This is a genomic window from Vibrio maerlii, from assembly GCF_003415655.1.
GTDB lineage: Bacteria > Pseudomonadota > Gammaproteobacteria > Enterobacterales > Vibrionaceae > Vibrio > Vibrio maerlii.
This window is the reverse complement of the sequence record NZ_QRHC01000017.1, coordinates 64,201-77,858: the sequence shown is the minus strand read 5'-3', so window position 1 is coordinate 77,858 and position 13,658 is coordinate 64,201. Positions and strand designations below refer to the sequence as shown.

The following is a 13,658-nucleotide window of genomic DNA, read 5'->3' as shown; positions in this document are numbered from 1 at the left end:
TCGTTTCCAATGGTTATCCCCCACATCAAGGCATATTCCCAGGCATTACTCACCCGTCCGCCGCTCGACGCCGTTATCGTCCCCCGAAGGTTCAGATAACTCGTTTCCGCTCGACTTGCATGTGTTAGGCCTGCCGCCAGCGTTCAATCTGAGCCATGATCAAACTCTTCAATTTAAGATTTTGTCGGCTCAATGAATACTGACTTCAAAACTACTAATGTAATTCTAAAGCTACTATCGTTCCAATAGAACGATAATAAATTGACTGTGCCAATGACCGAAGTCATCGTTTGGTCACTCAGTTCATTGAAACCAAAGTTGAAACCGGAGTTTCATTTTTTGATTATCATCAACGAGTGCCCACACAGATTGATAGGTTTAAATTGTTAAAGAGCTTTGCTTTAAGAGCCTCTCTCAAAGCGGACGGCCATTTTAGCGATTTAAAGTTTAGTGTCAACCACTTTTTTCAAACTTTTTTCAAGCATTTCTGCTTGGCTTTGTGACCTTGCTAACTCAATCCCGTTCTTTTCGAAGCGTTCCCGTGTCAGCGAGGGGGCATTATAGAGATCGGAATCACATTGGCAAGCGCTTTTTGAAGGTTTTTTTGTGTTTTTAACCGTTTGGACGTTTAATGCTCTAAAAGGCTTGTTTTTGCTACTATATTAAGCAGCAAGCACTGAGTTTTATGCATGGAAAGGAGAATTATGAGTTCGTTACGTAGTTATAAAGGTATCAACCCTAAACTTGGTCAACGTGTCTATATAGATAATAGCTCTGTTTTAGTAGGTGACATTACCATTGGCGACGATTCGAGCGTTTGGCCTCTGGTTGCTGCTAGAGGGGATGTAAACCATATTGTGATTGGTGCGCGAACTAATATCCAAGATGGCTCTGTTTTGCACGTCACCCACAAGAACGCTCAGAATCCAGAGGGTTACCCTCTTATTATTGGTAATGATGTTACTGTTGGGCATAAAGTCATGCTGCACGGTTGCACTATCAAAGATCGCGTGCTCGTAGGTATGGGTGCCATCATCCTGGATGGTGCTGTGATTGAAAATGAGGTTTTGATCGGTGCTGGTAGCCTCGTGCCACCTAACAAAATATTAGAAAGTGGCTTCTTATACGTTGGAAGCCCGGTAAAACAGGCTCGTCCTCTTAATGATCAAGAACGAGCATTTTTACAAAAGTCCGCTGACAACTATGTACAAAACAAAAACGACTACATAGAAACGGTAAAAGATATCTAACTCTTGTCTCTATCTTCTATAGGTATGAAGAGAATAGAAACCTAATTTAAAGCTCTACTTGCCCAAGGCTATTGAACTCTTCATCTTCAATAGCCTCTTCTGCCATCTCTTCTAGATCAAAGCGTAGGTCTGAAAAGCAATCGAGCGCTTGCTCTGCGGTCAAATCATCACGATGAGATAGCAGTTTAAGGCGAGAGAGTGAAACCACGCATTCGATCAGTGCACCCGATTGTTGGGCTGGGAATACAACAGCCTGCAATGCTTCATTCCATTCTTGGAGGTCTGGGAATAGGATTGACTGGTTCATTACATACCCTCTAGGTTCTTTCTCAGCTCTCGCAAGATCTGTTTAGTCCCTGGTCTTAGACCACGCCACAGCATAAAGCTTTCTGCTGCTTGCCCCACCAGCATTCCCAACCCGTCATAGGCTTTGTGTACGCCATTATCTCGAGCCCACTGGTTAAACAGCGTCGTACCCGCACCATAAACCATGTCATAGACAACCGTATTACTGCTAAAAATAGATTCAGATATTGCCGGACGTTGACCACTTAATCCTGACGAAGTGGAATTGATGACCACATCAAAACTACCTTCCACTTGCTCCAAAGAGCAGGCTCCGACTTGACCAAAAGGTTTGAACATCTCCGCTAGCTGCTCAGCTTTCGCTAGGGTACGGTTGGCAACGACAACAGAGGCAGGTGATTGATCTAACAGTGGCTTAATTACACCGCGTGCCGCACCACCAGCACCAATTAATAAAATACGTGCACCCTCTAATGTCACCTGATACTGCAAAAGGTCTTGCACTAGACCTTCACCATCAGTGTTATCACCAATGATTTCACCGTCATCCAACTTCTTTAGTGTATTAACAGCGCCTGCAAGTTGTGCTCGCTCTGTGAGTCGATTGGCAAACTGATAAGCATCTTCTTTAAAAGGTGCTGTCACATTGCAGCCTTTACCACCCTCGGAGAAAAAAGCCGTTGCTGCTTCAATGAAAGTGCCAGCTTCTGGCTGCTTTGCCGTATAGGTCAGCATTTGATTAGTTTGACGAGCAAAGAGGGTATGAATAAAAGGAGACTTGCTCTGTCCAATGGGATTACCAAAAACGGCGTAACTATCAATTTGCTGTGTCATATCCTTGCCTAACAAACATAAAAAAGGGTCATGCGATGCATTGACCCTATCACTATCTATATAAGGAGAAAAGCGTTACCACTCTCTTGGCTTAAGGTAATTATCGTAGAGCTCTGCCTCTGGAGAATTTGACTCAACTTGATAAGCGTATTCCCAGCGAGCTAATGGTGGCATAGACATCAAGATGGATTCGGTTCGTCCGCCACTTTGGAGACCAAATAGAGTGCCACGATCATAAACAAGGTTAAACTCAACATAGCGACCGCGACGATAGAGTTGGAACTCTCGCTCCCTTTCCCCAAACTCCGTCTGCTTTCTTTTACTCACAATCGGCACATAAGCTTGAGTAAAACCTTTACCTACCGCTTGGGTATAAGAAAAACACTTATCAAATTCCCATTGATTTAAATCATCAAAGAAGAGACCGCCGACACCACGAGTCTCGTTACGATGAGGTAAGAAGAAATACTTATCACACCACGCTTTGTGCTCGGCGTAGAGGTCATCACCAAATGGCTGGCAAATTGCTTTCGCAGTGTCATGCCAATGCTGACAGTCTTCTTCAAACGGGTAATACGGGGTTAAATCAAAACCACCACCAAACCACCAGATAGGGTCTTGACCCTCTTTTTCTGCAATAAAGAAACGAACATTGGCATGAGAGGTTGGGATGTAAGGGTTATTGGGATGAATCACTAGAGATACCCCCATGGCTTCAAAGCTTCGTCCTGCCAGCTCTGGTCGATGTGCTGTTGCAGAAGCTGGCATTGCACTCCCTTGAACATGGGAAAAGTTCACCCCTGCCTGCTCAAATACCGCACCAGATTTAAGTACACGGGTGCGACCACCGCCTGCAAGGCGCTCTTCAGGGCCTTTCTGCCATGCGTCTTCTACAAACGTTTCGGAACCATCAGCTTGTTCAAGCTCACGACAGATGGAATCTTGCAGCTCTAGTAAAAAGGCTTTTACTGTGTTCTTGTCTACCTTTGACATCTTCAATCCTAATTATCCTTTAGCCTTGTCGTAATACTTGGCCTGTTTTGGCGTCACGAATCTCACTTGGTTTTTCGCGACCACCGGTTTGACCTTCTAAGATAGCGACCAGTTTATCACCAAGCTGATCTCTCACCTCTTCGGTTGTTATGCATGGTGGCAGACCAGTAAGATTCGCACTGGTTGAGGTGATCGGTTTACCAAAGGCATTACAAATCTCTTGTACCAGAGGGTGATCCGTTACCCGCACTGCTATCGAGTCAAACTGCCCGCTCACCCAAGAGGTCACCTTTTTACTTGCTGGTACGATCCATGTTACCGGGCCCGGCCAGCTGACGTGCATTTGTTCAAGGTGCTCCGGCTCTAATTTGTCTTCATCGATATATGGCAGCAGCTGTTCATAGTTTGCTGCAATAAGGATTAACCCTTTTTCAACTGGTCTTTGTTTAATTTCGAGTAACTTTTGAATCGCTTCAGGACTGTCTGGATCACAACCAACACCAAAAACCCCTTCCGTTGGATATGCAATCACTTCCTGTTGTTTTAGTGCTGCTAATGACTGTTCAAAGTTGTTCAAAATAATCACCTAAAGTGCTCGATTTAACTATTGCAAATAAGTGTACAAACATTCTTTGCCTCAACCTAAAGCTATTTGTTTATAAATTGTATCTATTTATCCTTACCAACAAACGCAAACGTTTGCTTGAGGGGTAATTCTCCGTATAATGCGCGAAAAGTTTGGGCATTTGCCCTCGTTCACCCACCTAAATAAAGCGTGAAGGAGTTTGAGATGACTACAGTCGGTATCATCATGGGTTCGAAATCTGATTGGCCAACAATGAAACTAGCAGCGGAAATGCTAGATCAATTTGGTGTTGAGTATGAAACAAAGGTTGTTTCGGCTCACCGTACCCCTCAGCTTCTTGCAGATTACGCAACAAGCGCAAAAGAGCGTGGTATTAAAGTGATCATCGCTGGTGCTGGCGGTGCCGCTCACCTACCAGGCATGACTGCGGCATTTACTTCTCTTCCAGTTTTGGGTGTACCTGTTCAGTCTCGCGCACTGAGTGGTGTGGATTCTTTATACTCTATCGTGCAAATGCCAAAGGGTATTGCAGTTGGTACACTAGCAATCGGTGAAGCCGGCGCAGCAAACGCAGGTATTCTTGCAGCACAGATCATCGGTACTCACAATGAAGAAGTGATGGCGAAGGTTGAAGCATTCCGCACAGAGCAAACCGAAACTGTGCTTGCAAACCCAGATCCATCTGAGGGCTAATACCATGCATGTATTAGTACTTGGTGCTGGTCAGCTTGCTCGTATGATGTCTCTTGCTGGCGCACCTCTTAATATTGAGATCTCAGCGTATGATGTGGGTAGCGAAAATATCGTTCACCCGCTCACCCAGGCTGTTTTAGGTAAAGGCCTAAGCAATGCTATTGCACAGGCAGATGTCATTACTGCTGAGTTCGAACACATCCCACATGATGTCCTCGATGTATGCGAGCAAAGTGGTAAGTTCTACCCAACGGCTGATGCAATTAAAGCCGGTGGCGACCGTCGCATTGAAAAAGCACTGCTTGATGCGGCAAAGGTAAATAATGCCAAGCATTACATCATCAATACTCGCCACGACTTTGAGCAAGCGATTGAGTTCGTTGGTTTGCCAATGGTGCTGAAAAGTGCGTTAGGTGGCTACGATGGTAAAGGGCAATGGCGTTTAAAAGAGCTAAGCCAAGTGGATGCTATTTGGTCTGAGATGGAGCAATGCATCCAAGCGACTGATACCCAAGCTATCGTCGCTGAAGAATTTGTTCCTTTCGATCGCGAAGTATCACTGGTTGGTGCGCGCAGCAGCGATGGCGATGTGGTGGTTTATCCATTGGCCGAAAACGTTCACATCAATGGTGTACTCAGTCTATCAACGGCTATCAATGAGACAGCTTTACAGCAGCAAGCTAAAGAGATGTTTACTGCCGTTGCTAACGAATTAGATTACGTCGGCGTTCTAGCGCTTGAGTTCTTTGACGTGAAAGGCGCGTTATCGGTTAATGAGATCGCTCCTCGCGTGCACAACTCAGGTCACTGGACTCAACAAGGTGCGGAGACATGTCAGTTTGAGAACCACCTGCGTGCGGTATGTGGAATGCCACTAGGCTCGACTGAGATGATTCGTCCAACAACCATGGTCAATATCCTTGGTGAAGATACTCTGCCAGTAGAGGTTCTTGCTATGGATTCATGTCATATCCACTGGTATGGCAAAGACAAACGTCCAGGTCGTAAGATGGGCCACATTAACGTGTGCGGTCATGACTACCCGAAGCTCACTGACAACTTAGCTGAGCTAGGTAGGGTTCTCGATAAGAATGCCTTCCCCGTTTTTAACGGCTAAATTCACATTCTAATAAAGACAAAAGCGAGGTTAATCTCTCGCTTTTTTTGTATCTGGCCCTAAACACCGAATCGATTTACGGCTGATTGTGATGACATTTTCGGTCTGCGCATTGCAGCTTCACACCACTCGCAACCTTTTTCTCAATCAATAATGGGAAATGGCATTTCTCACACTCTCCGATAATGGGTGGCGAGTTCACCGCAAACTTACACTTTGGGTAGTTATCGCATGCGTAAAATGTCTTACCAAATCGGGTCTTGCGCTCAACCAAGTGTCCTTTTTTGCATTCAGGACAAGTGATCTTCTGTTGTGGACCAGACTCTGGTTTCTCGGCTTCTGTCGACTGGATATAGTGACACGACGGATAACCACTGCAACCGATAAACATCCCGTAGCGACCTTGTCGCAGAACAAGTTCACTGCCACATTCCGGGCAAGGTACACCTAACTCTTTGACAATATGACCATCGTTTTGGTGAAGGGGTTTTATGTAGTCACAGCTCGGGTATTGATTACAGCCAAGGAACGGGCCGTGTTTACCATGCTTGATGTGCAGCTCCCCTGAACATTGAGGGCAAGGCTCATGTTCAAGGGCATGCTCGTGGGCAGAAAACAGTTGATGATCGATCTTACTACTCATTAGGCAGGCAACTCGATAAAAGAAAGTGAATTAGTGAACCAATCCCTGCTCAGTGTTATACAGCAATTCTTCCATTTGCGTGTACGCGCTCTCATTACCTGGTACATTGAATAGCACCATCAGTACGACCCATTTCAGGTCTTCAAGCTCAAGTTCGTTGGTTTCGAGCCCCATGATACGGTCAATCACCATCTCACGCGTCTCTGTAGTCAATACTTGAACCTGCTCTAAAAACAGTAAGAAGCCACGGATTTCGACACCCATACGAGCCATTTCTTGCTTGGTATAGATACGTGTCGACGTCGCCGCACTCATTGAAATAGCAGAACGAGAGTCTTCTTGCTGTAGCGCAGCTAAATCTTCTAACCAATTTAGCGCTTTGTAGATCTCTTTTTGATGAAAGCCAGCGCGAAGTAACTCTTCTTCTAACTCATCTTGATCGACTTGTAACTCAGCATCGCTATGAATATAAGTTTCAAAGAGATACATCAAAATATCCATCATAGCTTGCTCCCCCCATTTCGAATATAGCCACCGGAAACTGCAACAACGTGCCCCAAGAGTTCGAGCTCTAGGAGCTGCATCATGACCTCATGCACAGGTATATTGGTACGCTGAGCCAAAATATCAACTGGTGTCGCCTCATTTCCTACGTTAGCGAACAGTTGGGGAAATGGCAATTGTTCTTGTGTGACATCTTCATTACTTACAAAGAGTTCGCTACTTGCCGGCTGCGTTGCTGGATGCTTAGAAAACAAATCACCCTGCTTGGTATAAGACCAGTTAATCAGAGAATCAATTTCAGCAACGACCTCATCAGCACTATGTACCAGTGTCGCACCCGACTTAATCAGCAGGTTGTTCCCCCTTCCTGTTATATGGTCGACAGACCAAGGCAGAGCAAACACCTCACGGTTTTGTTCTAGGGCATACTTAGCCGTAATCAGTGACCCACTCTTTTCTGCCGCTTCAATCACCAAGGTTCCGGCGCTGAGGCCACTGATGATCCGATTACGGCGAGGGAAGTTTTCGGGACGAGCTGGAGTTATAGGACGAAACTCTGAGACTAAAGCCCCCTGTTCCATTATCCTTGCAGCCAATCCTCGATGACGCGCTGGATAAACTCTCTCTAAGCCAGTGCCAAGCACAGCAACTGTTTCACCCTGCTGTTTTAACGCACCATCATGTGCGTAACCGTCGACACCCAAAGCTAAACCACTCGTAACCACCAAACCACTCTTAACCAAATCGGAAGCAAAACGACTAGATAATTCTAAAGCCTCTAGGCTTGCATTGCGGCTGCCGACAATTGCGACTTGAGGGTCAGTTAAGACAGACACTTTGCCTCTGACAAATAACAAAGGCGGTGGGGAAGCAATCTCTTTTAACAAAGGAGGATAGAGTTGATCACACAGAGCAAGAATATGACCATCTGACCGCTCGCGCCACTCTAAACAAGCCTCAACTTCTCTTTGTGAGTGGTGATGAAGAAATTGAATCTGTGTGGAGCTAAGACCTAAGGCGTGCAACTCACGACCGGGAAGTTGAATTAGCTGCTCTGGAGAGTCGATAGACTGCAATTGAGATAACTTACGTGGCCCGAGTCGAGGTACAAAGGCCAACGCCATCCAAGCCGCTAATCGTTGCTCGCTCAAAAGCCCTCTCTTTCGTTTGTGGTAACTGCAATCGAATAATCTGTTTGCTGGTTTGAACGTAAAGGAGATACGGCTAAGAACCCTCTATCAATATCTCTTTTGCTTCGGGTAATCAGAGCAAGGCTAAAAGATTCGTAAGGGATGATCACCATCATAGAGCCCACATGATGGCTAGGTAAGTGGATTTCTGAGCTCTGTAAATTGGGAGCATATTGATAACCGCCAGGAGACTCAAACACCTCGGTACCAAAGTCCATCAGATCAAACATCGAGCCTTGCTTCACCCCATCTTTAAAACCACGGTCAATCACGACCACCTGTTTTGCTGCTAAGTATTGGTTTCCCTCGATAGAGCCAAGAATGTTCGCGGTCATGTCTTTAGGCACGGGCTGAGGGGCGAAATTATGACCAAGCTGCAATGGGTCATTTTCTAGATCTGGAATAGCAATATCATTCAGCCGAACCTCTTGGATCTGATTACCTATTTTCAGTGCACTCATCTTGCCATCAATCGTTACCGAATGAGCCTTAGCAACTTGCTTAAGCACGACAATGTCTTCACCACTCTCTTCTCTTACATAATCAGTAACCAAGCGATAGATACTCCATAGCTTATGACGATGAACTCCATCGATATAAACTGTATCCCCTGTAGCGAGGTAAGATCGGCCATGACTAGCACCAATGATACGACTGGCCTTGTCCAGTTTAGGCTTTGCTAAAAGACGGTCAGACGGCAGATATGGCAAAACAAGGTCTTGTTCTAAGGTTGGAGGTGCTTGCTTATGAGAAATGCGTACCTGAGGGCTTAGCTTTTTTACAGATTTCACGCTCAAGACAGGTTGCCCGTCGAGCCAAATAAGATTGAGCTGGTCACCGGGATAAATCAGGTGAGGGTTGTCTAGCCTCGGATTTGCATGCCAAAGCTGTGGCCATAACCAGGGGCTATCGAGATAAAGTGCAGATATTCCCCATAAGGTATCTCCTTGTTCTACTACATAACTTTTCGGTGCGGTGTATTTAACAGACAGAGGTATCTGCTCACTTGCGTGGCCAAGGCTTGATATCGATAGTAGAGCGCCTAAAAAGCAGTGGGCTAAACGGAGCATGACCTGATTTCCTTGGTCTTGGTTTATGGCTATTGGAGGAGAGATTTCCTGACTTGATGCTGTCATTTAGGTCATAAAATGTCTAGAATTGAGCCAACAAGCTTTTTGCTGTTTCGGCACAGTTCAACATTTCGAGTGTATATGTCTGTATTACAAGTATTAACATTCCCTGATGATCGCCTACGCACGGTTGCAAAACCTGTTGCTGAGGTGACTCCTGAAATCCAGAAGATCGTCGATGACATGATTGAAACCATGTACGACGAAGAAGGTATCGGCCTAGCGGCAACCCAAGTCGATGTACACCAACGTATCGTGGTTATCGACATCTCTGAAACTCGCGATGAGCCTATGGTGCTTATCAACCCAGAGATCACCGAAAAACGTGGTGAAGATGGCATCGAAGAAGGCTGTCTCTCTGTACCTGGTGCGCGCGCTCTTGTGCCACGTGCTGCAGAAGTGACGGTAAAAGCGCTTGACCGTGACGGTAAAGAGTTCAGCTTTGATGCTGATGACCTGCTTGCGATCTGTGTTCAACACGAACTAGACCACCTAGAAGGTAAACTATTCGTTGATTACCTATCACCACTAAAGCGTAAGCGCATCCAAGACAAGCTAGCGAAGATCAAGCGATTCAACGATAAGCAGTCAAAGAATGCATAATCTTCTATCCTCTAGATAGTTGAAATAATTAATAAAGGAAGCCTACCTTGAGCCAGTCTTTAAGAATTGTCTTTGCAGGTACTCCAGATTTCGCCGCCCGTCACTTGGCGGCGTTGTTGTCTTCGGAGCACGAGGTTATTGCGGTTTATACTCAGCCAGATCGACCAGCCGGTCGCGGTAAGAAACTAACTGCTAGCCCAGTAAAAAATATTGCCCTAGAGCATGATATCCCTGTCTACCAACCAGAAAACTTTAAGTCTGATGAAGCAAAGCAACAGCTTGCTGATCTAAATGCAGACATCATGGTAGTGGTCGCTTACGGTCTACTACTGCCACAGGCAGTACTCGATACTCCTAAACTCGGCTGTATCAATGTTCATGGTTCAATCTTGCCACGTTGGCGTGGTGCTGCACCTATCCAACGCTCTATCTGGGCGGGTGACAAAGACACTGGTGTCACCATTATGCAGATGGACATAGGCCTAGATACTGGTGATATGCTAAAAATCGCAACGCTTCCGATTGAAGCTAGCGATACCAGCGCTTCTATGTATGAAAAACTGGCAGAGCTTGGTCCTGAAGCGCTGGTTGATTGCCTTGCAGATATTGCTGCTGGCAACGCAGTAGCAGAGAAACAAGACGATGAATTAGCAAACTACGCTAAAAAGCTAAGCAAAGAAGAAGCTCGCATCAACTGGGCAGATGATGCAGAACATATTGAGCGCTGCGTTCGTGCCTTCAACCCTTGGCCTATGAGTCACTTTGAAGCCGCTGAAAACAGCATTAAGGTTTGGCAGAGCCGTGTAGCAGATCAGTCTAGTGATAAAACCGCAGGTACTATCCTACAAGCAGACAAAACCGGTATCTATATCGCAACCGGTAACGGTGTGCTTGTTTTAGAACAGCTACAAGTGCCAGGTAAAAAAGCAATGTCAGTACAAGATATCCTCAACTCTCGCGCAAGCTGGTTTGAGGTGGGTTCGCAACTTAGCTAACCCCTTAACCTTTATTGAGGTTAAACCGTTAATACCTTAGCGAGGGCAGAGATGCCCTCAATCTTTTCATCAAAATGTTGGTACTTCACATGAATGTTCGCGCAGCTGCCGCTAATGTCATCTTCCAAGTGGTCGACAAGGGTCAATCACTCTCTCACGCTCTCCCTGCCGCTCAAAAAACGATTCGCCCACGCGATCACGCACTACTGCAAGAGATCTGCTACGGCGCATTACGCTACTTGCCTCGACTCGAGTCGATTGCTAATGAGCTCATGGAAAATCCGCTTAAGGGCAAGAAGCGTGTGTTTCACCACCTGATTCTGGTAGGAATCTATCAACTGAGTTTCATGCGTATCCCATCACATGCGGCGGTAGGTGAAACAGTAGAAGCGACTAAAACACTGCGTGGACCGAGCTTACGCGGCTTAATTAACGCGGTTCTGCGTAACTACCTTCGTAACCAAGAAGAGCTTGATGAAATGGCTACCAGCCATAATGCCGGTAAGTATGGTCATCCGAACTGGCTGCTAAAAATGCTGCAAGAATCTTACCCTGATAAGTGGGAAGATTTGGTTGAAGCGAACAATAGCAAAGCGCCGATGTGGCTGCGTGTAAACCGTCAGCACCACACTCGTGATGAGTACATTGAGTATCTCAATGATGAAAACATTGAATTCACTCTCCACCCAGAAGCGGCAGACGCGATAAAATTAGCTAAACCTTGTGACGTAAATAACCTTCCTGGTTTTGATAAAGGATGGGTATCGGTGCAAGATGCAGCGGCTCAACTATCGGTCAATTACCTTAAGCCGCAAGAAGGTGAGTTGATCCTAGATTGTTGTGCAGCACCCGGTGGTAAAACGGCACACATCCTAGAGCATACCAATGACACTGAAGTGGTTGCGATGGATGTTGATGCTAAACGCCTTGATCGAGTGTATGACAACCTCGACCGCCTGCACCTAAAAGCAGACGTTATTTGTGGTGATGCTCGATACCCTCAAGAGTGGTGGCAAGGTGATAAGTTCGATCGTATCCTGCTGGACGCGCCTTGTTCCGCAACGGGTGTTATCCGTCGTCACCCAGATATCAAGTGGCTACGCCGTGCTGATGACATCGAGGCTCTGGCTAAACTACAAAGCGAGATCATGGACGCGATGTGGCAGCAACTGAAAGTGGGCGGCACTATGGTGTATGCGACCTGTTCAATCACTCCTCAAGAAAACGTTGAACAAGTAAAAGCTTTCTTAGGGCGTACTACGGATGCTCAATTGGTAGACTCTGACCCTGAAAATCCAGGTCGTCAGATCCTACCTGGTGAAGAAGATATGGATGGCTTCTACTACGCAGTATTAGTGAAAAACTAAGATTAATCAGGGACAAATATTAGCGGCTCAACAGAGTCGCTTTTTGATTGAAGAGATACGACTATGAAAATCATCATTCTGGGTGCAGGACAAGTTGGCGGTACTCTGGCTGAAAACCTCGTTGGTGAAAACAACGACATCACCATCGTCGACAAAAATGGCGAGCGCTTACGCGAGCTACAAGATAAATACGATTTGCGTGTCGTCAATGGTCATGCGAGCCACCCAGACGTATTACGAGAAGCGGGTGCGCAAGATGCCGACATGCTGGTTGCCGTGACAAATACTGATGAAACCAACATGGCAGCATGTCAGGTTGCGTTCACGCTCTTCAATACCCCGAACCGCGTCGCTCGTATCCGTTCACCTGAATACCTTGCAGAGAAAGAAGCCCTGTTCAAATCTGGTGCTATCCCCGTCGATCACCTAATTGCTCCAGAAGAGTTAGTAACGGCTTATATTGAGCGTTTGATTCAGTACCCTGGCGCCCTTCAGGTAGTAAGCTTTGCAGAGCAAAAGGTTAGCCTAGTAGCAGTAAAAGCTTATTATGGTGGTCCACTGGTCGGTAACGCACTTTCTGCGCTGCGTGAGCATATGCCGCACATCGATACGCGAGTTGCAGCAATTTTCCGCCAAGGCCGCCCTATTCGCCCACAAGGCACCACCATCATAGAAGCCGATGATGAGGTATTCTTTGTGGCTGCAAGTAACCACATTCGTTCAGTCATGAGTGAGTTGCAGCGCCTAGAGAAAAACTATCGCCGCATCATGATTGTCGGTGGTGGTAACATCGGTGCGAGTCTCGCTAGACGTCTTGAATCTAACTACAGTGTGAAGCTGATTGAACGTAGCTATGCACGTGCAGAGCAGCTTTCCGAGACCCTAGAAAATACCATCGTATTCTGTGGAGATGCCGCAGACCAAGAGCTTCTAAACGAAGAAAACATCGATCAGGTGGATGTTTTCATCGCCCTCACCAACGAAGATGAAACCAACATCATGTCGGCGATGCTGGCGAAGCGCATGGGTGCGAAAAAAGCGATGGTACTCATCCAGCGCGGTGCGTATGTCGATTTGGTTCAGGGTGGTGTTATCGATGTAGCGATATCGCCCCAACAAGCGACGATATCCGCTCTACTGACCCACGTTCGTCGTGCTGATATTGTGAACGTATCTTCACTGCGTCGTGGCGCTGCAGAAGCGATTGAAGCGGTAGCTCACGGCGATGAAACTACATCGAAGGTTGTGGGTAAGGCTATTGGTGATATTAAGCTACCGCCAGGCACTACCATTGGCGCGATTGTTCGTGGTGAAGAGGTATTGATCGCACACGATAGAACCATTATTGAGCAAGATGACCATGTGGTTATGTTCTTGGTTGATAAGAAATACGTTTCGGACGTGGAATCCCTATTCCAACCTAGTCCATTCTTCTTGTAGGTGTTTA

Annotated in this window: 15 protein-coding genes and 1 rRNA gene; 7 read left to right on the top strand and 9 right to left on the bottom strand. The window is 46.3% G+C overall.

The features are described from left to right. Window positions 1–175, bottom strand: a 16S ribosomal RNA gene (locus DPF91_RS20765); the annotation flags it as partial. A 529-nt stretch (window positions 176–704) separates the two neighbouring features. Here DPF91_RS20765 and DPF91_RS20760 point away from each other — a divergent pair. Next, a complete protein-coding gene (locus DPF91_RS20760) occupies window positions 705–1,250 on the top strand; it encodes a gamma carbonic anhydrase family protein (RefSeq protein WP_117236344.1) in 546 nt (181 codons plus the stop codon). Window positions 1,251–1,296: 46 nt separating this feature from the next. Here the strand turns inward: DPF91_RS20760 and DPF91_RS20755 are convergent, their stop codons facing one another. The 4 genes from DPF91_RS20755 to tsaC all read right to left on the bottom strand — a co-directional run bounded on the left by DPF91_RS20755 (window position 1,297) and on the right by tsaC (window position 3,960). Continuing rightward, complete coding sequence (locus tag DPF91_RS20755; protein ID WP_117236343.1) at window positions 1,297–1,557, bottom strand: DUF1488 family protein; 261 nt, start codon at window positions 1,555–1,557, stop codon at window positions 1,297–1,299. After that, complete coding sequence (aroE, locus tag DPF91_RS20750) at window positions 1,557–2,390, bottom strand: shikimate dehydrogenase (protein ID WP_117236342.1); 834 nt, start codon at window positions 2,388–2,390, stop codon at window positions 1,557–1,559. Before aroE ends, DPF91_RS20755 begins: the two co-directional genes overlap by 1 nt. Before the next feature lie 75 nt (window positions 2,391–2,465). Beyond that, window positions 2,466–3,383, bottom strand: a complete 918-nt coding sequence (gene hemF / locus DPF91_RS20745; RefSeq protein WP_117236341.1) for an oxygen-dependent coproporphyrinogen oxidase — start codon at window positions 3,381–3,383, stop codon at window positions 2,466–2,468. 19 nt (window positions 3,384–3,402) lie between these two features. Beyond that, complete coding sequence (tsaC, locus tag DPF91_RS20740; protein ID WP_117236340.1) at window positions 3,403–3,960, bottom strand: L-threonylcarbamoyladenylate synthase type 1 TsaC; 558 nt, start codon at window positions 3,958–3,960, stop codon at window positions 3,403–3,405. A 213-nt stretch (window positions 3,961–4,173) separates the two neighbouring features. On the opposite strand from tsaC, the gene purE reads away from it, so the two are divergent. Beyond that, window positions 4,174–4,662 carry a 5-(carboxyamino)imidazole ribonucleotide mutase gene (purE, locus tag DPF91_RS20735; RefSeq protein WP_117236339.1) on the top strand — a complete coding sequence of 163 codons (489 nt, stop codon included), beginning with the start codon at window positions 4,174–4,176 and terminating at the stop codon, window positions 4,660–4,662. Window positions 4,663–4,666: 4 nt separating this feature from the next. Beyond that, on the top strand, window positions 4,667–5,779 hold the full coding sequence (locus DPF91_RS20730; RefSeq protein ID WP_117236338.1) for a 5-(carboxyamino)imidazole ribonucleotide synthase: 1,113 nt from the start codon (window positions 4,667–4,669) through the stop codon (window positions 5,777–5,779). Window positions 5,780–5,855: 76 nt separating this feature from the next. Here DPF91_RS20730 and DPF91_RS20725 read toward each other — a convergent pair whose 3' ends face one another. The 4 genes from DPF91_RS20725 to DPF91_RS20710 are packed head-to-tail and all read right to left on the bottom strand — an operon-like array spanning window position 5,856 to window position 9,186. Beyond that, window positions 5,856–6,422 (bottom strand): DNA topoisomerase family protein, encoded by a 567-nt coding sequence (locus DPF91_RS20725; RefSeq protein WP_117236337.1) that lies wholly within the window; start codon window positions 6,420–6,422, stop codon window positions 5,856–5,858. Window positions 6,423–6,452: 30 nt separating this feature from the next. Next, entirely contained in the window at window positions 6,453–6,926 is a 474-nt protein-coding gene (locus DPF91_RS20720; RefSeq protein ID WP_117236336.1) for a DUF494 family protein, read from the bottom strand. Then, window positions 6,923–8,077, bottom strand: coding sequence for a DNA-processing protein DprA (dprA, locus tag DPF91_RS20715; RefSeq protein WP_117236335.1), 1,155 nt, complete (start codon window positions 8,075–8,077; stop codon window positions 6,923–6,925). The genes DPF91_RS20720 and dprA overlap by 4 nt, the downstream gene beginning before the upstream one ends. Next, a complete protein-coding gene (locus tag DPF91_RS20710; protein WP_164684257.1) occupies window positions 8,074–9,186 on the bottom strand; it encodes a LysM peptidoglycan-binding domain-containing protein in 1,113 nt (370 codons plus the stop codon). Before DPF91_RS20710 ends, dprA begins: the two co-directional genes overlap by 4 nt. A 141-nt stretch (window positions 9,187–9,327) precedes the next feature. Between DPF91_RS20710 and def the strand changes: the two genes are divergently transcribed. The 4 genes from def to trkA all read left to right on the top strand — a co-directional run bounded on the left by def (window position 9,328) and on the right by trkA (window position 13,651). Beyond that, window positions 9,328–9,849 carry a peptide deformylase gene (gene def / locus DPF91_RS20705; protein ID WP_206355590.1) on the top strand — a complete coding sequence of 174 codons (522 nt, stop codon included), beginning with the start codon at window positions 9,328–9,330 and terminating at the stop codon, window positions 9,847–9,849. A 47-nt stretch (window positions 9,850–9,896) separates the two neighbouring features. Further along, on the top strand, window positions 9,897–10,844 hold the full coding sequence (fmt, locus tag DPF91_RS20700; RefSeq protein ID WP_117236332.1) for a methionyl-tRNA formyltransferase: 948 nt from the start codon (window positions 9,897–9,899) through the stop codon (window positions 10,842–10,844). A gap of 89 nt (window positions 10,845–10,933) precedes the next feature. After that, the gene (gene rsmB / locus DPF91_RS20695) at window positions 10,934–12,211 is read left to right on the top strand and encodes a 16S rRNA (cytosine(967)-C(5))-methyltransferase RsmB (RefSeq protein WP_117236331.1); all 1,278 of its coding nucleotides are present in this window, start codon (window positions 10,934–10,936) and stop codon (window positions 12,209–12,211) included. A gap of 63 nt (window positions 12,212–12,274) precedes the next feature. Next, window positions 12,275–13,651: a Trk system potassium transporter TrkA gene (gene trkA, locus DPF91_RS20690; RefSeq protein WP_117236330.1), complete on the top strand. Its 1,377-nt coding sequence runs from the start codon at window positions 12,275–12,277 to the stop codon at window positions 13,649–13,651. Window positions 13,652–13,658 lie beyond the last annotated feature (7 nt).